The sequence below is a fragment of the Staphylococcus piscifermentans genome (assembly GCF_900186985.1).
In the GTDB taxonomy this organism is placed as follows: Bacteria; Bacillota; Bacilli; order Staphylococcales; family Staphylococcaceae; genus Staphylococcus; species Staphylococcus piscifermentans.
This window is the reverse complement of sequence record NZ_LT906447.1, coordinates 990,756-1,015,424: the sequence shown is the minus strand read 5'-3', so window position 1 is coordinate 1,015,424 and position 24,669 is coordinate 990,756. Positions and strand designations below refer to the sequence as shown.

Sequence of the window (24,669 nt, the reverse complement as noted above, 5' to 3'; positions counted from 1 at the left end):
GTTGGAAATAGTACTCCCTAATTTTCCAATAATTTCTCTAGTCTTATTCATTATTGTTACCTCAATTCAATTATAACTATATTCAGAGATATTTACTGCCTTTTAATTACACTTTAGTAACTGTTCTATTCCCCAAAAAGCTGCTTAAAATGCTTCCATGTATGAAAATCAAAAAATTCTAAAGGGTTTTGATGATTGAGCAGATAACCAATTAAAATTCCAATTAAGAACATTACTATCATCAATATAACGATAATTATTATACCAAATCCTAAAGGAATTCGTATCAATTTATAATGTATCGGCTTCTTCATCAAGTGTCTCCTATTCTGATATGCGTTCTATATCCGCACCGAGTGATTTTAATTTACCATTAAAGTCTACATATCCTCGATCCAAGTGTTTTAATTCTGAAACTTCTGTTGTACCTTCAGCAACTAATCCAGCTAAGATTAATGCAGCTCCGGCACGTAAATCAGTAGCTTTTACTTGTGCTCCTTGCAGATTACTTTTACCTGTAATTTTAGCATTTCTGCCTTCTACATTAATTTGAGCATTCATACGTTTGAACTCAGCAACGTGCATAAAACGATTTTCGAAGACTGTTTCTGTTATCACTTTGTGACCTTCTGCGGTTAAGAGTAAAGCCATAATTTGTGATTGCATATCTGTTGGGAAACCAGGATGCGGTAAAGTTTTTACATCTACAGGTTTCAATTCACCTTCTGCAGAAACACGAATGCCTTCTTCTTTATATTCCAAATTAACGCCCATTTCTTCTAATTTATACAGAAGACTTGTCATATGTTCTTTGATTGCACCTCGTACAAACACATCTCCACGAGTAATAGCACCAGCAATAATTAATGTTCCTGCTTCAATACGATCAGGAATAATTGAATGTTCTACACCGTGAAGTTCCTTTACACCATTAATAGTAATCGTGTCTGTACCTGCACCCGTAACATTACCGCCCATTTCATTAATATAATTAGCAAGGTCTACAATTTCTGGCTCACGTGCTACATTTTCCAGCACAGTTTTCCCATCAGCTAAAGCAGCTGCCATAATTATATTTTGAGTAGCGCCCACACTTGGGAAATCTAAATGAATATTTGTGCCTTTTAATCCGTTTTCTGTATCAGCAAAAATGAAACCATTCTCTAAATGAATATCGGCTCCAAGCGCTTCAAAACCTTTAATATGTTGTTCAATAGGTCTGCTTCCAATTGCACAACCACCTGGTAAAGCAACTTTAGCATGGCCTAGACGTGCTAATAATGGACCCATTACTAAAATGCTTGCACGCATCTTACTTACATACTCATAAGGGGCCTCAAAGTTTAATTGGTTTGTAGCATCTACTGTCACACTATTATTTTCTTTGTTGTACTTGATATCAGCATTTAGTGTAGATAATACATTATTAATTGTCACTACGTCGCTTAATTCTGGAACGTTATGTAAGGTACTAGTTCCTTTTGAAGCTAGTAACGATGCAGTCAAAACTGGCAATACTGCATTTTTTGCTCCTTCGACTTGAACTTCTCCTTCAAGACGATTGCCGCCTTTAATTACAATTCTGTCTCTAGTCATTATTACTCCTCCACTTTTTAACTCCTCTGAACATCCTCAATTCAGTCATATTTCTCTCATTATTAATATACTTACATTATATATGGAATTACTTTAGTTTTACACTTAAGCGCTTATTTTCCCAAATACTTCAATTGTGTTGAAAATTGCAACAAGTCGATTATAAAGTTGCTGACCCCTGCCCCGATTACAATAGCAAGAAAGATAAGTAAAACTTGTACTTGTGCAGGGTAGCCTTTTTTAAAAAATTGATCTAACCTCAATGCGTTGAGCGCCCAAAAAGCTACACATATACAAACAACGTGTAATATTAAGTGCGCTATCGCAAACTGCCCTAAATAATCCATAAATTTTGTTCTCCTCAAATGTTTACTGACTAACATTGTACATTATATTGACTCGAATTCATACAATCTTGAATATAATAACTGAATTTCTACAATTCTTTTTCAAATGCCAATTAATTGCAGAAATTAAAAAATAGGATATACCTCAAAATGAGATATATCCTATATTTAATGGTGAGTTATTATTTTAATTCCGAAACTTTAAGACGGTTTTCAGCTCGTTCTAAAGCTCGTTTTGCTCTGTTAATGTCAGTATCTTCGTCATTGTTATTCAAATGTGATTCTGCTCGTTCTTTAGCCGATTCAGCACGTCTGACATCAATATCTTCAGCTTTTTCTGCTGTTTGTACAATTATTGACGTTTTTTCTTGTCTGATTTCTACGAATCCATCACTTACAGCGATGTATTCAATTCCATCTGTATAATGTACTTTAACATAACCTGTTTGAATTGCTGTTACAGTCGGGATATGTCCGTACATAACACCCATGTCGCCGCCGACTGTTTGTAGAACAGTAATTTCAACATTATCTTGGTTATAAACAGAACCATTAGGAGTAACAATATTAACGTTCATTGTGTTCATTAAACTTTACCTCCTAATTTTTAAACTTCAACACCCATGTCTTTAGCTTTCTCTAATACATCGTCCATGCTGCCGACTAAACGGAATGCATCTTCAGGAATATGATCATATTTACCTTCTAAGATATCTTTGAAGTCTTCAACTGTACGTTTAACAGATACATAAGAACCTTTTTGACCAGTAAATTGTTCTGCTACGTGGAAGTTTTGAGATAAGAAGAATTGAATACGTCTTGCGCGTTCAACTGTGCTCTTATCTTCATCAGACAATTCATCCATACCTAAGATCGCGATGATATCTTGTAATTCTCTGTATTTTTGTAATGTAGCTTGTACACGACGAGCAACATCGTAGTGTTCTTGTCCAACAATTGATGGTTCAAGTGCTCTTGAAGTAGATGCCAATGGATCCACAGCTGGATAAATACCCATTTCTGTTAATTTACGTTCCAAGTTAGTTGTTGAATCTAAGTGAGCAAATGCTGTTGCTGGCGCTGGGTCAGTATAGTCATCGGCAGGTACGAATACTGCTTGGATTGACGTGATAGAACCTTTCATAGTTGATGTGATTCTTTCTTGCAATTGACCCATTTCAGTAGCAAGTGTTGGTTGGTAACCAACAGCTGAAGGCATACGGCCAAGCAATGCAGATACTTCTGAACCTGCTTGAGTGAAACGGAAGATGTTATCGATGAATAATAATACATCTTGACCTTTCGCATCACGGAAATATTCAGCCATTGTCAAACCAGATAAAGCTACACGCATACGTGCACCAGGCGGCTCGTTCATTTGACCAAATACCATTGCTGTTTTCTTAATTACGCCACTATCGCTCATTTCAAAGTACAAGTCATTACCTTCACGTGTACGTTCACCAACACCGGCGAATACTGAAATACCACCGTGTTCTTGAGCAATGTTATTAATTAATTCTTGGATTAATACAGTTTTACCAACACCGGCACCACCAAATAGTCCAACTTTACCACCTTTGATATATGGTGCTAATAAGTCTACAACTTTGATACCAGTTTCTAAAATTTCAACTTTAGTTGATAATTCATCAAATGGTGGCGGTTGTCTATGAATTGGTTCACGCGGTACTGATTCAGGAATTGGACCTGCATTATCAATAGGATCACCCAATACATTAAATACTCTTCCTAATGTGTCATCTCCGACAGGAACACTGATTGGACGACCTGTATCCTTAACATCGTCACCACGTTTGATTCCGTCAGTTGAGTCCATAGCGATTGTTCTAACAACATCATCGCCTAATTCAAGTGCTACTTCTAATGTAAGAGATTCAGTAGTGCCATCTTTTTTAGGTACTTCTAGCACTAATGCGTTATTAATCTTAGGAAGTTCGTCATGATTAAATCTTACATCGATTACTGGACCCATGATTTGTGTTACGCGGCCTACACCCATTCTTTTTTTCCTCCTTTAAATACTATTCAAGAGCAGTTGCGCCACCGACAATCTCAGTAATTTGTTGAGTGATTGCAGCTTGACGTGCTCGGTTATATTGTAATGATAAATCGTCAATAAGGTCGCTCGCATTGTCAGAAGCATTTTTCATAGCAGTCATACGCATTGCATGTTCACTTGCTTTAGCGTTTAAGATTGTGCCATAGATCAAGCCTTCTACATATTGCGGCAAAATAATATTTAAGATTGATTCTTTATCAGGTTCAAATTCGTATGAAGACATTTGTCCATGACCTGAACTTGCATCTTCTTTACTTAATGGTAATACTCTTTTTGCAGTCGGTTTGCTTTCAAGAACATTGACGAATTTATTATAGTAAATATTCAATTCATCAATATCGCCGTTTTCATATAAGTCAATTGCTTTCTTAGTCACAGGTTCAATTGATTTAAAACTTGGCTGATCTGGTACATCAGGCAATGCATATTCTACCTCAATACTTCTATTCTTAAAGAAGTCGATACCTACTTTACCTAATACTAACAATTTGTAATCACCTGGATTTTCGCCGCGCTCTTGAATATCTTGCAACACTTTACGTAAGATATTCGCGTTGTATGCCCCTGCTAATCCACGGTCACTAGAAATAACTAAGTAACCGCGTTTCTTCACAGGACGCTCAACTAACATCGGATGATTGGAAGTTGTTTGGCCTGCTACAGCAGTAATTGCATTTTGCAATTTATCCATATAAGGCTTGAACTGATTAGTATTACGTTGTGCTTTGTTCAATTTTGAACTCGCAACCATGTTCATTGCCTTAGTGATTTGATTCATTTTTTTCGTCGATTTAATTCTTGAATCAATATCCTTTAGAGATCCCATTATTTCACCACCTTATTTAATACTTCGCTTCTTTATTATTCAGATACGCTAAAGCTACGTTTGAAGTTTTCAATTGCTTCGTTCATTGCTTCTTTATCAGGCAATGTACCTTTGTCTTTGATTTCATCTAATAATTCTGATGCATTATTCTTAGCCCAGTTGAATAATTCATTTTCAAAACGAATAACATCTTCAACAGGAATATCATCTAAGAATCCATTAACCAATGCATAGATGATTAATACTTCATTTTCGACTGGAAGCGGTGCACCTTGAGGTTGTTTTAATACTTCTACTGTACGTTTACCGCGTTCAAGTTTTTTAGCTGTAAATTCATCTAAATCAGAACCGAATTGAGCAAATGATTCTAATTCACGATAAGAAGCTAAGTCTAAACGTAATGTACCTGCAACTTTTTTCATTGCTTTGATTTGAGCTGAACCACCAACACGTGATACAGAGAAACCAGCGTTGATTGCTGGACGAACACCTGAGAAGAACAAGTCTGATTCTAAGAAGATTTGTCCGTCAGTAATTGAGATAACGTTTGTAGGTACATAAGCTGAGATATCTCCTGCTTGAGTTTCGATAATAGGCAATGCAGTAATTGAGCCGCCGCCTAATTCATCGTTAAGTTTTGCAGCACGTTCTAATAATCTACTATGTAGATAGAAAACGTCACCAGGATATGCTTCACGGCCTGGAGGTCTGCGAAGTAATAATGAAAGTTCACGGTAAGCCGCAGCTTGTTTTGTTAAATCATCATATACGATTAAAACTTGTTTACCGTTGAACATGAATTCTTCACCCATTGATACACCTGCATATGGTGCGATGTACAATAATGGTGCTGGGTCAGCTGCTGATGCAGTTACTACGATTGTGTAGTCTAATGCACCGCTTTGTCTTAATTTTTCAACAGTTGCACGAACTGTTGATTCTTTTTGACCAATTGCTACATAGATACAAATCATATCTTGATCTGCTTGGTTTAAAATTGTATCAATAGCGATAGTAGTTTTACCTGTTTGACGGTCACCGATGATTAACTCACGTTGACCACGTCCGATTGGAACTAATGCATCAATGGCTTTAATACCAGTTTGTAATGGTTCATCTACTGATTGTCTCGCCATAACACCAGTTGCTTTTTCTTCAACTGGGCGTGTTTTATCAGTTTTAATCGGACCTTGTCCATCTAGTGGTTGACCTAATGGGTTAACGACACGTCCGATAAGTTCATCTCCTACAGGTACTTCCATGATACGACCTGTACGTTTAACTTCGTCGCCCTCTTTAATATCTGTATATGGTCCTAAAATAACGATACCAACGTTTGATTCTTCTAGGTTTTGAGCTAAGCCAAGCACACCATTGTGGAACTCTACTAACTCACCAGCCATAACGTCGTTTAATCCGTGAACTAATGCAATACCATCACCAATCTGAATTACAGTACCGACATCAGTTACAGACATCTCTGACTCATAATTTTCGATTTGTGAGCGAAGTAATGCACTAATTTCTTCAGCTTTTATGGCCATCTATGTCACTCCTCTTTAATAAATTATTTCGTTCTGATAAATTTTCTTTCAATTTGAGCAAGATCATTTTGAATGCTTCCATCAAAGACTTTTGTGCCTACTTTAGCTCGTAAGCCACCAATTAGAGATTGATTAATTACATTTGTAATAATTAATTTTGACAACCCTGTTCGTTGAATTAATGCTTCACCGACTTTATCCAATTCTTCTTGAGATAGTTCGTGTACAGATTCAACTGTGGCAAAGTCTTGATTATAATATTGATTGTAAAGACCTTCAAATGCTTTGAACACTTCCGGCAAAATAGATAAATGACGATTTTCAGCCATAACATATAGCGTATTCATCAAATATTGATTTACACCTTTGAAAGATGTTTCTACTAAGCCTTTACGGCTGGCAGCAATATTTTTAGGGTCTGAATCAAAAGCTTTCAATTTATCTTGATTAGGAACTGCTGCTTCATCAACTGCAGCAAATTCTTCGTACATTAAATCTAAAACATCTTTGTCGAGTGACGTTTCATACAGCGCTTGGGCATATTTTTTAGCAACAATTGCCATTATTTATCCCCTACCTCTTTAATGTACTTGTCGATCAATTCTTTTTGATCTTTCTCTGAAATGTCTTTTTGTAAAATTTTAGACGCAATCAGAACTGACAACTTAGAAACTTCGTCGTTGATTTCAGAGATTGCACGTTCTTTTTGGCTGTTGATTTCACTTTGTGCAGTTTCAATCATGCCATTAGCACGTTGATTAGCTTCATGGATAATTTGTTCATGTTGATCACGTGCTTGCACTTTTGCTTCTTCTAAGATTTTTTGAACCTCGTTTTGAGTTTCTCTTAGAGTTTGTCTGTTTTCTTCTTCAAGTTTTTGAGCGTTTATTTTAGCTTGTTCTGCATCATCGATATCTTTGTTGATATCTTGTTCACGTTTATCCATCACAGATTTCAATGGACCCCATGCGAACTTTTTAAGCAATGCTAATAGGATTAAGAAAGTTATTAAAGTTACTAAAGCTGAACCCCATTCAACACCGCCGCCTGCAGCACCAAGAACTAAATTATTTGTAGTCGCAGTCACAGTACTTGGACACTCCTTTCATTCAAAGTCCTCTATTGGCATATAGTGTTAATCTATTACGAAAGAAATGGCGAAAGCCGATTGTTGACTTCGCCGCTTGCCTTGATTGTATTTATTACTGGAATAAAACAATGAATGAAATTACAAGACCAAGGATAGGTAATGCCTCAACTAAACCGATACCGATGAACATGATTGACATTAATTGTCCACGTGCTTCTGGTTGACGTGCTACACCTTCAACTGTTCTAGATACAATAAGACCGTTACCAATACCTGCACCAAGTGCTGATAAACCAATTGCGATTGCCGCTGCGATTAAATTCATATTAAAAAATCCTCCTAAATGTGTTTAAAATATTTAAATAAAACTAGTGATCGTCCGCAATTTTATGGGACATATAAACCATGGACAGCATGATAAAGATATATGCTTGGATTGTACCGATAAAGATAGAGAATCCTTGCCAAGCGATTAAGCCAGGCACACCGATAATCCAACCCCATGCTGCATGACCGATTATCAAGGATGATAATAAGCCGATTAAAATCTCACCTGCATAAATGTTACCGTATAACCGTAAGCCGAGTGTCAATGTATTTGTAAATTCTTCAAATATATTGACAGGTGTTAATGCAAGGAATGGTTGGCCATAGCCTTTGAAGTAGTTTCCAGCTCCACGCATTTTAATACCATAATAATGCGTCAACAGAATAATCATAACCGCTAAAGTTAATGTAACAGTAGCGTCTGCTGTCGGAGATTTCCACCACAATGTATGGTCAATAACAATTGCGAAAGGCAATCCGAGCATGTTACCGATGAAGATAAACATAATCAACGTAACTGCTAAGAAATGGAATTGTCCACCCTTTTTCCAAGCTAAGTTACTTTCGATAATGCCTCTAACAAAGTCAAAAATCCACTCGATAAAGTTTTGTTTGCCGGTCGGACGTTTCTGCAAGTTACGAGTACAAGCTATAGCTATCACTAAAACAATAAGCGAAGTAATGATTACCATTAATATACTTGCTAAGTTGAATTTAATATCCAAACCGAACAAATCCCAAGTAACTACAGGGCTTTTATGTTGCATATAATACTCACCTCTTTCATCCGTTGATTTGTATTACATTTTGTGAAGAAATGGTCGTAAGATGATCAAAATATATGAAATCATCAAACCAATCATTACACCAATAATATTCACTTGGTTTTTAAAGAAAAGCCAGGTGCAGCAGGCTAGAAAAGCAACAAGATATCGCCAAAAACCACCTGTTGATACCTGAGACGTCTCCTCTTTCTGCGCCTTAGATAAATATAATTCAAAGATGTATGTATTGATTAAAGAACCAAATGAACCGATAATAAGGCCAATAATGAAAGGCTTTGGTATTATTAGTGCAATAATAACCAACACTGACAACCAATAAATGTAATATTGAAGATACTTCTTGAAAATAATGTTGAACTGCTTCATTTATTGTGCCTCATTTCACATGGAAATACGAATCATCTGAAAACCATTTCATCCATACAGTTTTAATCATAATATAGCACTCTTGTGCGTGTCAATTACATTCAAAATAAGCAATTCTTATGTTTAATAATTGTCACAAATTAGACACAAAATCCATCTTTTATTCAAAATTGTCTTTATTTTCGCCAAAATCATTCGGTTTCTTATCGGTGAGACCAAAATAGTACTTAATATTGTCACAAATACGTTCAGATGCATGACCATCACCATATGGATTGGCCTTCTCGCTCATTTCTCGATATTTCATACCATCTTTCAACAATAAATCAGTTGTTTGGAAGATATCCGCTTCTTCTGTTCCTACTAATTTAAGGGTTCCTGCTTTGACTCCTTCAGGTCTTTCAGTTGTATCTCGTAATACGAGTACAGGTTTACCTAGTGAAGGTGCTTCTTCTTGAATGCCTCCAGAGTCAGTAAGAATTAAATAAGATTGATGTGCAAAATTATGAAAATCAATGACTTCCAATGGTTCGATCAACTCAATACGTTCATGATTGCCTAGATATTTGCATGCAATTTCTCTGACTTTAGGGTTCTTGTGCATCGGATATACAACGACGACATCGTTATGTTGTTCAACGATTTCTCTCACTGCTTTAAAAATATGTTCCATGGGTATACCGATATTTTCACGTCGATGTGCGGTCAGCAGTATTATTTTCTTCCCTAGATGCTTGGCGATAATGTCAGACTGATAATCCTCTTTAATCGTGGTAGACATCGCATCTATTGCTGTATTGCCAGTAATTGCTATCGTATCAGCCGGATGATTTTCGGCTAATAAATTATCAGCTGCTTGTTGCGTAGGAGCAAAATGAATATCTGCTAAATCACTGACCATTTGACGATTCATTTCTTCAGGGTACGGCGAATATTTATTCCAAGTCCTTAACCCAGCTTCTACATGCCCTATTGCCACTTGATTATAAAAGGCCGCTAAGGCGCTTGCAAAAGTTGTCATGGTATCACCATGGACGAGAATCATATCAGGTTTTTCCTTTTTAATCACCGCTTCTAATCCTTTCAATACCTTCGAAGTAATATCAGAAAGTGTTTGACCTGCTTGCATGATATTCAAATCATAATCTGGACGAATATCAAACGTATCTAATACAGAGTCAAGCATTTCACGATGTTGTGCGGTTACGGCTACAACTGCTTCTAACGTCTCTTCTTTTTTTAATTGTGCGACTAAAGGAGCCATTTTGATAGCTTCTGGTCTCGTTCCGAATACAGTCATAATCTTCTTCATAAAAAAACTACTCCTTAAATATAAAAAGTATGCAGTACTGTTTAACATGCTAATGTCTCCGTCTATAAATGGGCACGATGTTAATAACCTGCATACTTTTTAAGTATTCAACATATTATATTATAAAGACACTAGTTACACCGTTAATATAAAAGAAACGGGAGCGCCTTGCTGTGTCCCAATTATTTTGTACCGAATAAACGGTCGCCAGCGTCGCCTAAACCTGGTGTGATATATGCTTTATCATTCAACTTTTCATCAAGAGCTGCAATAAAGATATCTACATCTGGATGTGCTTCTTGTAATTTTTCTACACCTTCAGGCGCAGCAATCAGGCACATAAAGCGAATATTTTTCGCACCGCGTGTTTTCAAAGAATTAATAGCTTCAATCGCAGAAGCACCTGTTGCTAACATAGGGTCTACTACTACGATTTCACGTTCTTCAATATCTTGTGGCAATTTCACAAAATATTCTACTGCTTTCAATGTTTCAGGATCACGGTACAATCCTACGTGCCCTACTCTGGCAGCTGGAATCAAACTTAAGATACCTTGAGTCATTCCTAAACCAGCTCTTAAAATAGGTACAAATGCTAATTTCTTTCCTGACAATCTTTTCGCAGTTGTTTTGGTAACAGGCGTTTCAATTTCAACGTCTTGAAGTTCTAAATCTCTGGTTACTTCGTAAGCCATCAACATACCGACTTCATCAACTAGTTCTCTGAATTCTTTAGTGCCCGTGTTTGCATCACGGATATAACTCATTTTATGTTGAATAAGCGGATGGTCAAATACATGTACTTTACCCATAACGGTGTTGCCTCCTAGTTTATCTTATTTATATAATGGATGTTTTGAAGTCAAAGCTGCTACACGATCACTTGCTTCTTTTAATTTCGCTTCATTTTTAGGATTTTGAACAACTAAGCTAATAATTTTAGCTACTTCTTCAAAATCTGCCTCTTGGAATCCCCGTGTTGTAGCTGCTGGTGTACCTAAGCGCAAACCACTTGTAACGAAAGGTTTTTCTTGATCGAAAGGAATGGTGTTCTTATTACAAGTGATACCTACTTCATCAAGAGCTTCTTCCGCTTCTTTCCCTGTAATACCGAATGAACCTTTAACATCAACAGCTACTAAGTGGTTATCAGTTCCACCTGAAACAACTCTGAAGCCTTCTTTAACCAATGTTTCAGCTAAGACTTTCGCATTCTTAATCACTTGTTCTTGATAATCTTTGAAATCAGGATTCAATGCTTCACCAAATGCTACTGCTTTTGCAGCGATTACGTGCTCTAACGGACCGCCTTGAATACCTGGGAAGATCGTTTTATCAATTTGTTTAGCATATTCTTCTTTAGTAAGAATCATTCCGCCACGAGGGCCTCTTAGAGTCTTATGTGTTGTTGTAGTAACAAAGTCTGCATAATCAACAGGATTTTGATGCAATCCGGCTGCCACAAGACCAGCGATATGTGCCATATCTACCATTAGTTTAGCACCGACTTCGTCAGCAATTTCTTTGAATTTCTTGAAGTCGATTTCACGAGGATAAGCAGATGCGCCTGCAACAATTAACTTAGGTTTGTTTTCTTGAGCAAGACGACGTACTTCTTCATAGTCAATACGTTCTGTTTCTTTATCTACTCCATATTCAACAAAGTTGTAGAACTTACCGCTGAAATTCACTTTGGCACCATGAGTTAAATGGCCTCCATGGCTTAAATTCATACCTAATACAGTATCGCCGTAATCTAATGCTACTAAGTAAACTGCCATATTGGCTTGAGAACCTGAGTGCGGTTGAACGTTTACATGTTCAGCACCGAATAGTTCTTTCGCACGTTCAATTGCTAATGTTTCAGTAACATCGACATATTGGCAACCACCATAATAGCGGCGACCAGGATAACCTTCAGCATACTTATTCGTTAATACTGAGCCTTGTGCTTCCATAACTGCTTCAGATACAAAGTTTTCAGATGCAATAAGTTCAATGTTGTTATTCTGGCGGTTGTATTCATTTTGAATTGCTTCAAATACTGCTTTGTCTTCCTTTTCGATAAATGACATGACATCATTCCCCCAATTCGATTAGTTATAAAGTATAGTGAGCACGTTCGCCGCCAATCAATTTCGGTCTGGAAGAAGCAATCGTGACAACTGCATCTCCGACTGTTTTGACTGAAGTTCGAACAGGAATGGCAACATGTTTAATGTGCATCCCAATCATAGTTTGTCCAATATCGATTCCACGTGTTGCTGTAATCGCTTCGACTACCATGGGATCTTTCATATGACGATAAGCATATGTGGACATACTGCCTCCAGCATGGACAGCGGGTACAACTGTGACTTCTTCCATTGTAAGTGGATTGAAATGTTCACGTTCGATTGTAATTGCCCTATTAATGTGCTCACATCCCTGAAAAGCGAAAATAACGCCAGTATCATTACTTACTTTCATTAAAGCGTCAAAGATTTGCTGTGCGACATCAATTGAACCAACAGAACCGATTCTTTCTCCAAGCACTTCAGATGTAGAACAGCCGATAACGCAAATTTCACCAGCTTTAAAGAAATCTTGTTCTTGTAATTCATCTAGCAACAACTTCAAATTTTCCATTTAATTCCACCCCTTTGTTTATTGATAATATTGAAATCAAGTAAACAGAGAATATATTTTTCTTGTTAACTTAACTTTAATACAAGCAAACGATGCTTTATGGAATTATTATAACGCATTTGTATCTTAACTTATACTAATTATTCATAGAAAGTCGATGCGATGTTGCAATTCCGTAATCAAATAATAGAGCTCTTTATAAATATTTTGATAGTCGGAATAACTGCCACCGTAAGGATCTGAAACTTCTCCTGGCTGTTCGATATATTCATAAAGCGTATAAACCGGTAATGGTTGCGCATACATCATTTGTATTTGTTGTTTATGATCTGCAGTCATCGTTAAGATTAAATCTGCATCCAAATCTACTTTTCTTAACTGCTGTGCATGTGTCGGAGATGTGAAATTTTCTTCCTTTAAAATTTGTGCAGCATATACAGACAGTGGCTGACTATCCATAGCGAATAATCCTCGAGACATAATCTCATGCTGTGGCATCAACTTTTTTGCAATACTTTCAGCTATAGGGCTTCTGCAAGTATTACCTGTACACACAAAAATTATTTTCATAGTTGAGCAGCTCCTATTTCTTGATTTCCAGTAGCTTTTGCTAAGCGGTTTAAGAAAGCTTGACTTTCATCATTTTCAGGAAATTTAAAAATATAACCTTGTTCAATATTTGTCTCGGTATCTAACTCATGCAGAATTTGATATAAATTATGATTAGCATTTTTCAAATCCAACTCGTCTACACTTAATTCTCTATATATTGCAGTCTTTGGAACATAGTGTTTAAGAGAAGCGGGTACAGCAAATAATGTATTTTCCCAATCCTTATCAGGTGTAATTACTGTATTTAAGTCTGTCAGCATCATAACAGGAGTATCTGGTGAATAATGTTTATATTTCATACCTGGTGCAATGGGTTTTTCAGTATTGAGAATAGTTGTAGTATCGACACTTCCAGGAATAACTTGTTCAATCATTTCCACTGTTATTGCACCGGGTCTGGCTATTCTAAATGGATACTGCGTACAATCTAAGACTGTGCTTTCTAAGCCTTCTTCGCTCTGATCGCCGTTTACAATTCCATCTACCTTGCCATTCAAATCATAAAAGACATGGTCAAAGGTTGTAGGAGATGGACGACCGCTCAAATTAGCACTTGGTGCAGCAATCGGAAGTCTTGTTTCTTTCAATATTACACGTCCGACTGGGTGGCTCGGCATTCTGACAGCAATTGAGGACAAACCGCCAGAAACTCTTTCGCATAAATAACCTTCTTTTAAAGGTAAGATAAAGGAAATAGGTCCGGGCCAGAATACATTCATCAACCGTTGTGCCTTCTCAGGAATTTCAGCAATAAAATCATCCATTTGTGCTGCTTCGTATATATGGACGATTAATGGATTATCTGATGGTCGTCCTTTTGCTTCGTAAATCTTTTTCACAGCCGCATCATCTTTAGCATTAGCACCGAGACCATACACAGTTTCAGTAGGTATTGCGACTAAACCGCCTTTTTTATAAATTTCAGCAATTTCCTTTATTGCTGTTTCAGCTTTTGACGAATCAATATTTTTACTTAAATCCCATATTTTTGTCTGCATCTTTTGACACGTCCTTTCATAATCAGTTTAATGCATAATAAAAAGTTATGCGAGAATCAGGAATTCCAACGTTTTCCCAATCTCCATAACTTTTCTACTTTGATGTCCAATAAAAAGAGACAATTCGATCATTATTATTAATATCTGCAATGACTTCCACATTAAGGTGCGGATATTTATCTTCGATAATTGCTTTTAATACTGTTCCTTGTTCGTATCCGATTTCAAATACCACCAAACTCTTCTCATTCATAACAAATGGCAGCTGTTCAATGATTGCTATATAAACTGCTAAACCTTGGTTATCAGCAAACAAAGCTTGATGCGGTTCGAAGTCTAAAACTGTTTCGGTCATATCAGCAGCTTCAGCAAAGTCAATATAAGGTGGATTTGAAATGAGTCCATCCAAACGAATGTTGCGTTCTACAATCGGCTCTAGTGCATTCCCTTTTAAGAAAGTAACATTTGTATGATGGGCTTTCGCATTTTGCTGTGCTATTTCTAGCGGTCCATCATACAAATCTGTGGCATAAACTTCCAAGTCAGGGCGTAATAGCTTCAGCATCACTGCAAGAATTCCGCTTCCTGTCCCGATATCCGCTACTACTGCATTTTGTTTGCAATGTGTTTGAAAATGCATGAATACTTCTTCGGTTTCAGGACGCGGAATTAAACACCGCTCATCTACTTGGAATTTTTCGCCTAAGAAACTTTGAGTTCCCGTAATATATTGAATCGGTTCTCCCTTCAGCATTCTTTGAACGGCAGATTGGAAAAGTGCATACTTATCATCAGGAATTTGTTCATTCATATGCATCACATAATCAGTGAATGACCACTCAAATAAATCAGTCAGCAGCCATTCTGCACGTTTTGATTCAAACCCTCTTGCTGTCGCTTGTTGTGAAGCTTGCAGCACAGCCTCTCTATAGGTCAACGTTATTCAATTCTTTCAATTTCTCAGTCTGTTCAGACATTGTTAAAGCGTCAATGATTTCCTCTAATTTACCTTCAACAATTTGATCTAATTTTTGAATCGTCAAACCAATACGATGATCGGTTACACGGTTTTGCGGATAGTTATACGTACGAATACGTTCTGAACGGTCTCCTGTACCAACAGCTGATTTACGTTCTGAATCATATTTTTCTTGTTCTTCTTGTAATTTCATATCATAAACACGTGCTTTTAATACTTTTAAAGCTTTCTCACGGTTTTGAATTTGAGATTTTTCTGATGAAGTCGCAATAATTCCTGTTGGCAAGTGTGTAATACGTACTGCTGAGTCAGTCGTATTGACGTGTTGTCCACCTGCACCGCTTGAACGGTAAGTTTCAATTTTCAAATCAGCATCTTTAATATCTACTTCTACATCTTCCGCTTCAGGCAATACAGCCACTGTAGCCGTAGAAGTATGGATACGCCCGCCTGATTCAGTTTCTGGTACACGTTGTACACGGTGAGCACCGTTTTCATATTTCAATTTAGAATAAGCACCTTGTCCATTAATAGTGAAACTGATTTCTTTAAAACCACCGTGGTCACTATCATTCATTTCAATCACTTCTGTTTTATATCCAAGTGATTCACTGTAGCGTGTGTACATACGATATAAATCGCCTGCAAATATAGCCGCTTCATCGCCGCCTGCAGCTGCTCTGATTTCAACTACAACGTTTTTGTCATCATTCGGATCTTTAGGAATCAACAACATTTTCAATTCTTCTTCTAAACCAGGAAGTGTATCTTTCAATTCACTCATATCTGCTTTCAACATATCTACTTCTTCTTTATCAGATGTTTCAGAGAGCATTTCTACAATTTCGTCAATATCTTCTTTATTTTGTTTATATTGACGATATACATCTACAGTCTTTTGAAGATCCGATTGTTCTTTAGAATACTCTCTCAGCTTATTGGAATCGCTGACAACATCTGGATCACTCAGTAATTCATTTAATTGCTCATAACGTTCTTCAACTATATCTAACTGGTCAAACACTATAATTCCTCCTTCTCAGATTCACTCGGCGCAACAATATGATGTGCGCGACATCTTGGTTCGTAACTTTCGTCTGCTCCGACCATGATAACCGGATCATCCGCTTTAGCTGGTCTGCCATTAATGAGACGTTGTGTTCTGCTGGCAGGCGCTCCGCATACTGCACATACAGCTTGTAACTTTGTAACAAGTTCACTCACCGCCAACAATTGCGGCATAGGTTCGAAAGGTCGTCCTCTAAAGTCCATGTCTAAACCCGCAACGATGACACGATGACCTTGTTCAGCTAAATCTTGTGCAATATCTACAATATTATTTTCAAAAAATTGAACTTCATCTATACCTATAACATCAACTTCAGATAAGTCATGTTCTAAAATCTCTTCGGCGCATTGTATATTAATGGCCTCAATTGCATTGCCATTATGAGATACCACTTTTTCTTTGTGATAGCGGTCATCTATTGTCGGTTTGAATACCACTACTTTTTGTTTAGCAAAAATACCACGTTTTAATCGACGAATTAATTCTTCAGATTTCCCGCTGAACATACTGCCAGTGATACATTCAATCCATCCGGAATGATAAGTTTCGTACATTATGCTTTTCCATCCTTTTCAAATCAAAATCATCTCATTATATCATATTTTTAATTTTGATAGCGCACTAATTCCTAATTTAAAAACCGATATAATAAAAAAACTCCCGCCTAAGCGAGAGTTGCGTATAATCGAAATTATTCGTTATTATTTGATGATTTGAAACCAAATTTTTTGTTGAAACGTTCGATACGGCCATCCGCAGCAGCGAATTTTTGACGACCAGTATAGAACGGATGTGAATCAGAAGAGATGTCCAAACGAATTACTGGATATTCGTTGCCGTCTTCCCATTCCATAGTTTCTGATGATGTTTTAGTTGAACCACTTAAAAATTTAAAGTTAGTTGTTGTATCTAAGAAAATAACTTTGTGGTATTCAGGATGAATTCCTTGTCTCATTATTATTTCAGCTCCTTTGCCCTGAACCATCTGGAACAGAGTTATTTGTGAGTTTTTACCCAATACTTAGTAATTATAATTGGTAGCAGTATAAATTGCAACCCATTCTAGAATTCTTCTTTGAGAAATTATTAGATTATCGGTTTGCCTGTCTTTTGACTTTCAACTGCAGCAGCTTGAAGTTGTTCAAAAAATTCTTTGTTCGTTTTAGATCTTTTCAGCTTGCGAATAAAGCGTTCTGTAAAATCTGTCGTATCGCGGAACATATTACGCAGTTGCCATAAGCTGTCTAGTTCTTTTTGATCCACTAACAATTCTTCTTTACGTGTTGAACTTCTCGCGATATCAATAGCTGGGAAAATACGACGTTCTGAAAGTTTGCGATCCAGATGTAATTCCATATTACCTGTTCCTTTGAATTCTTCATAGATAACATCATCCATACGAGAACCTGTGTCTACTAAGGCAGTAGCTAAGATGGTCAAACTACCACCAGCTTCAATATTTCTGGCTGCACCGAAGAAATTCTTAGGTTTATATAAAGAAGCAGGATCTAAACCACCTGATAAAGTACGGCCACTTGGTGGAATGACTAAGTTATATGCACGCGCAAGTCGTGTAATGGAATCCATCAAAATGATAACATCCTCACCGATTTCAACAAGGCGTTTCGCACGTTCTAACAGTAACTCTGCAACTTTCACATGGTGTTGAGGCGGTTCGTCAAATGTAGAGTGTACAACCTCAGCGTCTTCGCTTGAGCGTTCTATATCTGTTACCTCTTCAGGTCTTTCACCCACTAAGAGGATAAATAATTTAGCATCAGGTTTGTTTGTTGATATTGCATTGGCTATTTCTTTTAATAAAGAAGTCTTTCCTGCTTTAGGTGGTGCTACAATTAATCCACGTTGTCCTAAACCGATAGGCACAACTAAATCCATAATTCTAGTCGAATAGTTAGTGGGTACTGTTTCTAATTTGATTCTTTCTTCGGGATAAAGTGGAGTTAAAGCTTGGAAGTGGGGTCTTTTCTTTACTTCCTCTGCGTTATGATCGTTGACGAAATCAACTTGGAGCAAACCATAGTATTTTTCATTATCTTTTGGTTTTCTTACTTTACCAGTTACTTTGTCGCCGAGTTTAATTTCGAAACGACGAATTTGGCTGGCAGAGATATAAATATCTTTTTCACCTTTTGAATAGTTGACCGTTCGTAAAAAGCCATATCCATCCGGCTGGATATCATCTAAGATGCCTTCCATGTAGTAATTCCCATCTTTTTCCATCTGTGCTTCCATAATGGCAAGTACTAATTCTTTCTTATTGAGTTTGCTGTAATTAGTTAGTTTTAATGCTTTAGCTTTCTCAGTGAGAACTTTTGTTGTATTGTTCTTGTACAGCTCATGAAAGGACTCATATTGAGGAGATGTACGCACTCTTTCAGTCATGATTGACACTCATTTCATTATAGATTCTTTATAAATCACTTTTTAACAAGTAATTATACTAGACTTATAATAGCAAATTTTGTTTTTAATTACAAAATCATTCTAGCTGAAAATTAAACTCTTTGGGTAAATTGGACAAAATTTGTCTTATTCTTGCATTTAACATTAAAAAACCGAGGAATTAACCCCGGTTTAATAATCATATTTGCTTAAAGATTTATAATAAACTTATTCATAATAGCCAGCGATTGATTTTACTTCTAGGAATTCTTCGATACCATAATCGCCCCATTCACGGCCAAGACCTGATTGTTTATAGCCGCCGAATGGTAAGTCTGGTTTACGGCCCGCTTCATTAATTTCAATTGTACCTGCTTCAATCTCACGTGCAACTTTTCTTAATGTGTTTAAGTCTTTGCCATATACATAACCAGCTAAGCCATATTTAGTGTCGTTGGCTATTTTAATTGCTTCGTTTAAGTCTTTATAAGTGATGATAGACATTACAGGACCAAAGATTTCTTCTTGTGCAATCGTCATATCATTTTTTACATTCGCAAAGATAGTTGGTTTTGCGAAATATCCTTTATCTAAGCCTTCTGGTTTGCCGACACCGCCAAGTACCAGTTCAGCACCTTCATCGATACCTTTTTGGATATAATTTTCTACTTGATCGAATTGTTTTTTACTGATGATTGGACCCATTTGTACGCCTTTTTCTCTTGGGTCGCCCACTTTAACTGCACTCATTTTTTCTTTCGCAGCTTTAATAAAGTCATCTTTCATTGATTCTGGCACGATTGTACGTGTACCTGCTGTACAAACTTGACCAGTGTTATTATAAACTTTGCCTACTGCCGCTTCTGCAGCGCCTTCAATATCTGAATCATCAAGGATAATATAAGGTGATTTACCACCTAATTCTAATGAAACTTTCTTGAAGTCTTCTGCTGCTTTTTGCATAATCTTAGCACCAGTAGGACCAGAACCAGTAAATGACATCATACGTACTTTAGGATTTTCACTTAACGGGTTGCCGACGCCTTCACCGTCGCCATTTACTAAGTTGAATACACCTTTAGGTACGCCTACTTTATCAAAGATTTCTGCTAAAATGATTGCAGCAAATGGTGTCATTTCAGAAGGTTTTAAGACCACTGGACTACCTGCTGCGAAAGCTGCAGCTAATTTTAATGATGTTTGGTTAGTAGGGAAATTCCATGGTGTAATTAATCCTGCGACACCGATTGCTTCTTTGACTACTAAATCTTCACCGCGTTTTTCTTCAAATTTAAAGTTGTCTAGTGCATCTCGTGCTTCTGTAAAGTGTTCAAGACCCATTTGATAATGAACATTCTCTGAAACTTCAAGAGGTGAACCTAGTTCATCTGTAATTACTTCGATAATATCTTGTTTTCTATTCTTATATTCTTTTACAATTTTATCTAGTAAATCTCTTCTATATTCTACACTGCTGTGACGGAATTCAAGATAAACATTGTTTGCAGCATCTACTGCTTTATCTACGTCTTCTTTATTGCCTTTTGCAATTTGACCTAGAACTTCTTCATTTGCTGGGTTAATCACATCAAGCGTTTCACCACTTGCACTGTCTACCCATTCGCCATTGATATATTGTTTAGTTTGAATTCTCAATTATAGTCACTCCTTAGAAATTACGACTTATATTTATATTCTTTCCATTCTGAATATATTTTAAACGTGTTTCTTATTCAGATAACTATTGCCAGTTCAAAAAGATAAGCCAGGACATCATTATGTCCCGGCTTTAAAATTTATACTTGTGTTTGATTATTTTCGAGTTCTACATATTTTTGAGCCCATTCTTCCATCGGTTTCAGAGCTTCAGCTAAAGCTTCGCCTTTATCTGTAAGTTGATACACAATAGAAAGCGGCGCTTTGGAAACGATATTTTTATCTACTAAATCCCAATCCATTAATTCAGTCAATTTTAAACTTAATGCACGTGGCGTTATCGGTTTCAAATCTTTTTTCATATCACTGAAGTGAGCTGAACTTTCTGGACATCTTGAGAGATAATTAATAATTAAACCATTCCAACTTCTGCCGATAATTTTAAATGTCTCTTCTAGATATGGACATACTTCCATTTAAATCACCTCTTCATGATATGCAATCATGCTTAGTTAGTATATAAAGTATATCACATTTTTTAAAGTGTTTCAGCCCAAATATCTGCGCCTAAGGATTTTAAATTTTCTACTATATTAGCATACCCTCTGTAAATATGGTTGACATTATAAATAGTAGTTATGCCTTCTGCAATTAAACCGGCAATAATCAAACTTGCTCCGGCACGTAAATCGCTCGCATATACAGCTGCACCATGCAATTGAGAAGGTTTGATTGTTGCAGTACCTTGATCGACGTGAATATTTCCTCCCATTTTTTGAAGTTCATCAACGTGTTTAAAACGTTCAGGATAGATTGTATCTGTGACAAACGAAGGACCATCTGCTAAGAATAATAAAGGCGTAATCGGTTGTTGCAAGTCTGTTGCGAATCCTGGGTAAACTAGCGTTTTAATATTTACACTCTCATAAGGAATTTTACTTTTGATTATCACAGAATCATCATGCATATCGATTTCCGCACCTAATTCACGTAGTTTAACTGTTAGAGGTTCAATATGTTTAGGAATGATATTTTCCAATTCCACCTCTGTTCCGCAAGCTGCAGCCATACACATGTATGTACCGGCTTCAATGCGATCTGGGATAATTTGGTGTGCAACTCCATGCAAATGGTCCACACCTGTAATTTTAATAGTACTTGTACCAGCACCTTTAATATGAGCACCCATTCCAGTTAAGAAAGTCGCCACATCTACTACTTCAGGTTCTTTTGCTGCATTTTCAATAACAGTTTGTCCTTTCGCTCTTACGGCCGCCAGCATAATATTAATAGTCGCACCGACGCTTACCATATCAAGGAAAATATTTGCACCTTTTAATTCCTCTGCTTCAATTTTCATAGAAGTCGGGCTGGACTCATCAATCTTGGCACCTAAAGCTTTGAAACCTTTAATATGTTGATCAATCGGACGTGGTCCTAATGGACAACCGCCTGGCAATCCAATCACACATTTTTTAAAGCGGCCGAGCATTGCCCCCATCATATAATATGACGCTCTTAAAGACTCTACTTTATGATTAGGCAAAGATGCATTTTGGATTTCTGTAGGGTCGATGCGTAAATCTGTATCTTCTAAATCAGTTTTAATATTCAAATCACCTAACAAGCTTACTAACGTCTCAACATCTGAAATTTGCGGCAAGCCTTCTAATGTCACTACATCTTCTGCTAATAATGCAGCAGGAATAATAGCAACTGCGCTATTTTTAGCACCGTTAATTTTAACTTTTCCGCTTAATGGCTGCCCGCCTCTAATTTTTATTACTTCTTGAGCCATCCTTTTGTTCTCCTTTTTCATTCAATCTTTATTCCTTCATAAATCAAACTGTTCAACTTCTATCTATAACAGTTTCCCACTCCAAATGATGATTATTCAATTGTCATCAGTCAGTTTATTTAATCCAATCATTTTCCCTATTGGTAATCACTCTAATTGATTATAATATAAAAATAGTAATCATAGTATTATCTTCCCTTATAAATATTAGCTTCTAAGTTGAATATAACACTTACTATTTATATAAAATATTAACCTATAATGCAGCTTATGTACCCTATAATGAATAGGTTGGAATATAATGAAACTCTTCCATTGTTAATTGCTTAAATCACTTTAGATATTATAGCATAAAGGATAATAAAACTGTAAAATTATTTCACTACTGAGGTATTGATTTTATTTTTTAAAATTAAGCTTAATCAATTTATTTCTCTCTTTAAATTGATACGTTTCTGCCTCTGTAAACACTCAATGAAAATAGCGACGCACGAAAAAAGAGCACCATAAAAGATGCTCTTCTTGAATGCTAAATGTTGAATCTGATTATGCGCGGTTTGAAGTACCGAACTCTTTAATTTTACCCGTTACTGTAGCTTTGATAGCTTCACGAGCTGGTCCTAAATATTTACGTGGATCGTAAACATCTTTATCATTATCTAATACTTCACGAACTGCTTTAGCAGAAGCAATTTGGTTTTCAGTATTAACATTGATTTTTGCTGTACCTAAAGAAATTGATTTTTGGATATCTTTAGTTGGGATACCAGTACCACCGTGTAATACTAATGGTAAACCTGTAGATTCTCCAATTTCTTCCATTTCTTTGAAACCTAAGTTAGGTTCGCCTTTGTAAGGACCATGTACAGAACCTAAAGCTGGTGCTAAAGTATCAATTCCAGTTTTTTCAACTAATTCTTGACACTCTTTAGGGTCTGCATAGATAACGCCGTCTGCTACTACATCGTCTTCTTGTCCGCCTACAGTACCTAATTCAGCTTCTACAGAAACACCGCGTTCATGTGCGTAGTCTACAACTTTTTTAGTGATTTCAATGTTTTCTTCAAATGGACTATGTGAAGCGTCAATCATAACTGATGTAAAACCAGCGTCGATTGCTTCTTTACATTTTTCGAAACTTGAACCATGGTCTAAATGAATTGCAACCGGTACTGTGATTTTAAGGTCGTGTAATAAACCTTCAACCATTTTAACTACAGTGTAGAAACCGCTCATATAACGAGCTGCACCTTCTGATACACCCAAAATAACTGGTGCATTTTGTTCTTGTGAAGCTTCTAGAATTGCTTGAGTGAATTCTAGATTGTTAAGGTTATATTGACCTACTGCATAACCTTTTTCTTTCGCATCGATTAACATTTCTTTCATTGAAACTAAAGGCATGAAAGTTCCTCCTTGAGTGCGTCGCGCACGTGATTTTTACACTTTAAGTATATCAAAATCACCCCTTAAATGCATTGTAAAAAACAATGTAAGCGGTTTTAATTGATAAATTTGTGTGAATTTTCAAATGAAAACGTATTCAAATTTTATATCGTCCTCATTCTTTAACCATTACTTTTCTTAAAGCAATGTGTTGTTATACACTACCCTGTTTGCTTGGTACTTTATACATCGATTAGAAAATTGAATTACATTATTTTCTCCCTTAAAATAATGTATATATATTAAATTTATGGAGGCAAACATGGCAAATATATTGCAGACCCAACTTACAGGCATTTTTAATCGTTTAAATGACCAATCTTTAGATATACAAATGGCTGCACAATGCTTAATTCAAGCAATCGGCGGTGAAGGAAATGTGTATATCAAAGGCTATGATGATTTAAAATTCTTCGAAACTTATATTACAGACAGTCATGAAAAATTAGAGTCTAGTCGTTTGTTAACTGATTTAGAAAGTTTAGAAGCGATAGATTCTACAGACCGTGTACTCCTCTTTGCGCCATTTTATACTGAAGAAGTTCAAAGAGATACACAAGCATTAATTGATTTAGATGTTGATTTCGTACTGATTTGTAATAAAAATAAAGAAGTCGACATTCCTGATCATCTCTTGCATTATATTAATTTAAGTACACCTCGTCCAATTGTATATACAGAGGATTATGACAAAGTGGTTCAACCACATCCTATGGCTTTGAATTATATTTATTATGAGATTTATACACAGATGATTGAAATGATTCGCGACTTAGATTTAGATCCTGAATCATAAAATAAACG

The 24,669-nt window shown here is 36.4% G+C and carries 28 protein-coding genes; 1 reads left to right on the top strand and 27 read right to left on the bottom strand.

Translation table 11 applies throughout. The features are described 5' to 3' along the window. Positions 1 to 125: 125 nt before the first annotated feature. The 27 genes from CKV71_RS12775 to fdaB form a co-directional block, all read right to left on the bottom strand. Positions 126 to 314: a DNA-directed RNA polymerase subunit beta gene (locus CKV71_RS12775; RefSeq protein WP_095104278.1), complete on the bottom strand. Its 189-nt coding sequence runs from the start codon at positions 312 to 314 to the stop codon at positions 126 to 128. Positions 315 to 324: 10 nt separating this feature from the next. Further along, a complete protein-coding gene (gene murA / locus CKV71_RS04510; protein ID WP_095104276.1) occupies positions 325 to 1,596 on the bottom strand; it encodes a UDP-N-acetylglucosamine 1-carboxyvinyltransferase in 1,272 nt (423 codons plus the stop codon). Between the two features lie 113 nt (positions 1,597 to 1,709). Continuing rightward, positions 1,710 to 1,943 carry a DUF1146 family protein gene (locus CKV71_RS04505; RefSeq protein WP_095104274.1) on the bottom strand — a complete coding sequence of 78 codons (234 nt, stop codon included), beginning with the start codon at positions 1,941 to 1,943 and terminating at the stop codon, positions 1,710 to 1,712. Between the two features lie 182 nt (positions 1,944 to 2,125). Beyond that, on the bottom strand, positions 2,126 to 2,530 hold the full coding sequence (locus tag CKV71_RS04500; RefSeq protein WP_095104272.1) for a F0F1 ATP synthase subunit epsilon: 405 nt from the start codon (positions 2,528 to 2,530) through the stop codon (positions 2,126 to 2,128). Positions 2,531 to 2,550: 20 nt separating this feature from the next. Next, the gene (gene atpD / locus CKV71_RS04495; RefSeq protein WP_095104270.1) at positions 2,551 to 3,966 is read right to left on the bottom strand and encodes a F0F1 ATP synthase subunit beta; all 1,416 of its coding nucleotides are present in this window, start codon (positions 3,964 to 3,966) and stop codon (positions 2,551 to 2,553) included. A gap of 22 nt (positions 3,967 to 3,988) precedes the next feature. Then, positions 3,989 to 4,852 (bottom strand): ATP synthase F1 subunit gamma, encoded by an 864-nt coding sequence (gene atpG, locus CKV71_RS04490; protein ID WP_095104268.1) that lies wholly within the window; start codon positions 4,850 to 4,852, stop codon positions 3,989 to 3,991. A gap of 35 nt (positions 4,853 to 4,887) precedes the next feature. Further along, positions 4,888 to 6,396: a F0F1 ATP synthase subunit alpha gene (gene atpA / locus CKV71_RS04485; RefSeq protein ID WP_095104266.1), complete on the bottom strand. Its 1,509-nt coding sequence runs from the start codon at positions 6,394 to 6,396 to the stop codon at positions 4,888 to 4,890. A 23-nt stretch (positions 6,397 to 6,419) separates the two neighbouring features. Next, positions 6,420 to 6,959, bottom strand: a complete 540-nt coding sequence (locus CKV71_RS04480; RefSeq protein ID WP_095104264.1) for a F0F1 ATP synthase subunit delta — start codon at positions 6,957 to 6,959, stop codon at positions 6,420 to 6,422. Then, positions 6,959 to 7,483: a F0F1 ATP synthase subunit B gene (locus tag CKV71_RS04475; RefSeq protein WP_095104262.1), complete on the bottom strand. Its 525-nt coding sequence runs from the start codon at positions 7,481 to 7,483 to the stop codon at positions 6,959 to 6,961. Before CKV71_RS04475 ends, CKV71_RS04480 begins: the two co-directional genes overlap by 1 nt. Positions 7,484 to 7,598: 115 nt before the next feature. Further along, positions 7,599 to 7,811: a F0F1 ATP synthase subunit C gene (gene atpE, locus CKV71_RS04470; protein ID WP_015900858.1), complete on the bottom strand. Its 213-nt coding sequence runs from the start codon at positions 7,809 to 7,811 to the stop codon at positions 7,599 to 7,601. Positions 7,812 to 7,854: 43 nt separating this feature from the next. After that, the gene (gene atpB / locus CKV71_RS04465) at positions 7,855 to 8,580 is read right to left on the bottom strand and encodes a F0F1 ATP synthase subunit A (RefSeq protein ID WP_095104260.1); all 726 of its coding nucleotides are present in this window, start codon (positions 8,578 to 8,580) and stop codon (positions 7,855 to 7,857) included. A 33-nt stretch (positions 8,581 to 8,613) separates the two neighbouring features. Next, positions 8,614 to 8,964 (bottom strand): ATP synthase subunit I, encoded by a 351-nt coding sequence (locus tag CKV71_RS04460; protein WP_095104258.1) that lies wholly within the window; start codon positions 8,962 to 8,964, stop codon positions 8,614 to 8,616. 160 nt (positions 8,965 to 9,124) lie between these two features. Further along, positions 9,125 to 10,276, bottom strand: coding sequence for a non-hydrolyzing UDP-N-acetylglucosamine 2-epimerase (wecB, locus tag CKV71_RS04455; protein WP_095104256.1), 1,152 nt, complete (start codon positions 10,274 to 10,276; stop codon positions 9,125 to 9,127). A gap of 182 nt (positions 10,277 to 10,458) precedes the next feature. Then, positions 10,459 to 11,088, bottom strand: a complete 630-nt coding sequence (upp, locus tag CKV71_RS04450; protein ID WP_095104254.1) for a uracil phosphoribosyltransferase — start codon at positions 11,086 to 11,088, stop codon at positions 10,459 to 10,461. A 24-nt stretch (positions 11,089 to 11,112) separates the two neighbouring features. Next, positions 11,113 to 12,351 (bottom strand): serine hydroxymethyltransferase, encoded by a 1,239-nt coding sequence (glyA, locus tag CKV71_RS04445; protein WP_095104252.1) that lies wholly within the window; start codon positions 12,349 to 12,351, stop codon positions 11,113 to 11,115. A 25-nt stretch (positions 12,352 to 12,376) separates the two neighbouring features. After that, a complete protein-coding gene (locus CKV71_RS04440) occupies positions 12,377 to 12,904 on the bottom strand; it encodes a TIGR01440 family protein (protein WP_095104250.1) in 528 nt (175 codons plus the stop codon). Positions 12,905 to 13,048: 144 nt separating this feature from the next. Beyond that, entirely contained in the window at positions 13,049 to 13,474 is a 426-nt protein-coding gene (locus CKV71_RS04435) for a low molecular weight protein arginine phosphatase (protein WP_095104248.1), read from the bottom strand. Beyond that, positions 13,471 to 14,514: an L-threonylcarbamoyladenylate synthase gene (locus tag CKV71_RS04430; RefSeq protein ID WP_095104246.1), complete on the bottom strand. Its 1,044-nt coding sequence runs from the start codon at positions 14,512 to 14,514 to the stop codon at positions 13,471 to 13,473. The genes CKV71_RS04435 and CKV71_RS04430 overlap by 4 nt, the downstream gene beginning before the upstream one ends. Before the next feature lie 94 nt (positions 14,515 to 14,608). Then, complete coding sequence (prmC, locus tag CKV71_RS04425; protein ID WP_170168044.1) at positions 14,609 to 15,451, bottom strand: peptide chain release factor N(5)-glutamine methyltransferase; 843 nt, start codon at positions 15,449 to 15,451, stop codon at positions 14,609 to 14,611. Next, on the bottom strand, positions 15,441 to 16,517 hold the full coding sequence (gene prfA, locus CKV71_RS04420; protein WP_095104244.1) for a peptide chain release factor 1: 1,077 nt from the start codon (positions 16,515 to 16,517) through the stop codon (positions 15,441 to 15,443). The genes prmC and prfA overlap by 11 nt, the downstream gene beginning before the upstream one ends. Beyond that, positions 16,517 to 17,116, bottom strand: a complete 600-nt coding sequence (locus tag CKV71_RS04415; RefSeq protein ID WP_095104242.1) for a thymidine kinase — start codon at positions 17,114 to 17,116, stop codon at positions 16,517 to 16,519. The genes prfA and CKV71_RS04415 overlap by 1 nt, the downstream gene beginning before the upstream one ends. A 137-nt stretch (positions 17,117 to 17,253) precedes the next feature. Then, positions 17,254 to 17,517 (bottom strand): type B 50S ribosomal protein L31, encoded by a 264-nt coding sequence (locus CKV71_RS04410; RefSeq protein ID WP_095104240.1) that lies wholly within the window; start codon positions 17,515 to 17,517, stop codon positions 17,254 to 17,256. A 131-nt stretch (positions 17,518 to 17,648) separates the two neighbouring features. Continuing rightward, positions 17,649 to 18,965 (bottom strand): transcription termination factor Rho, encoded by a 1,317-nt coding sequence (rho, locus tag CKV71_RS04405; RefSeq protein WP_095104238.1) that lies wholly within the window; start codon positions 18,963 to 18,965, stop codon positions 17,649 to 17,651. 228 nt (positions 18,966 to 19,193) lie between these two features. Beyond that, positions 19,194 to 20,621 carry an aldehyde dehydrogenase family protein gene (locus tag CKV71_RS04400; RefSeq protein WP_095104236.1) on the bottom strand — a complete coding sequence of 476 codons (1,428 nt, stop codon included), beginning with the start codon at positions 20,619 to 20,621 and terminating at the stop codon, positions 19,194 to 19,196. A 140-nt stretch (positions 20,622 to 20,761) separates the two neighbouring features. Then, positions 20,762 to 21,097 (bottom strand): winged helix-turn-helix transcriptional regulator, encoded by a 336-nt coding sequence (locus CKV71_RS04395; RefSeq protein ID WP_095104234.1) that lies wholly within the window; start codon positions 21,095 to 21,097, stop codon positions 20,762 to 20,764. A 62-nt stretch (positions 21,098 to 21,159) separates the two neighbouring features. After that, positions 21,160 to 22,419 carry a UDP-N-acetylglucosamine 1-carboxyvinyltransferase gene (locus CKV71_RS04390; RefSeq protein ID WP_095104232.1) on the bottom strand — a complete coding sequence of 420 codons (1,260 nt, stop codon included), beginning with the start codon at positions 22,417 to 22,419 and terminating at the stop codon, positions 21,160 to 21,162. A gap of 546 nt (positions 22,420 to 22,965) precedes the next feature. Continuing rightward, on the bottom strand, positions 22,966 to 23,823 hold the full coding sequence (gene fdaB, locus CKV71_RS04385; protein ID WP_095104228.1) for a class IIb fructose-bisphosphate aldolase FdaB: 858 nt from the start codon (positions 23,821 to 23,823) through the stop codon (positions 22,966 to 22,968). A gap of 304 nt (positions 23,824 to 24,127) precedes the next feature. Between fdaB and CKV71_RS04380 the strand changes: the two genes are divergently transcribed. Next, a complete protein-coding gene (locus CKV71_RS04380) occupies positions 24,128 to 24,661 on the top strand; it encodes a DUF2529 family protein (RefSeq protein WP_095104223.1) in 534 nt (177 codons plus the stop codon). Positions 24,662 to 24,669: the final 8 nt, after the last annotated feature.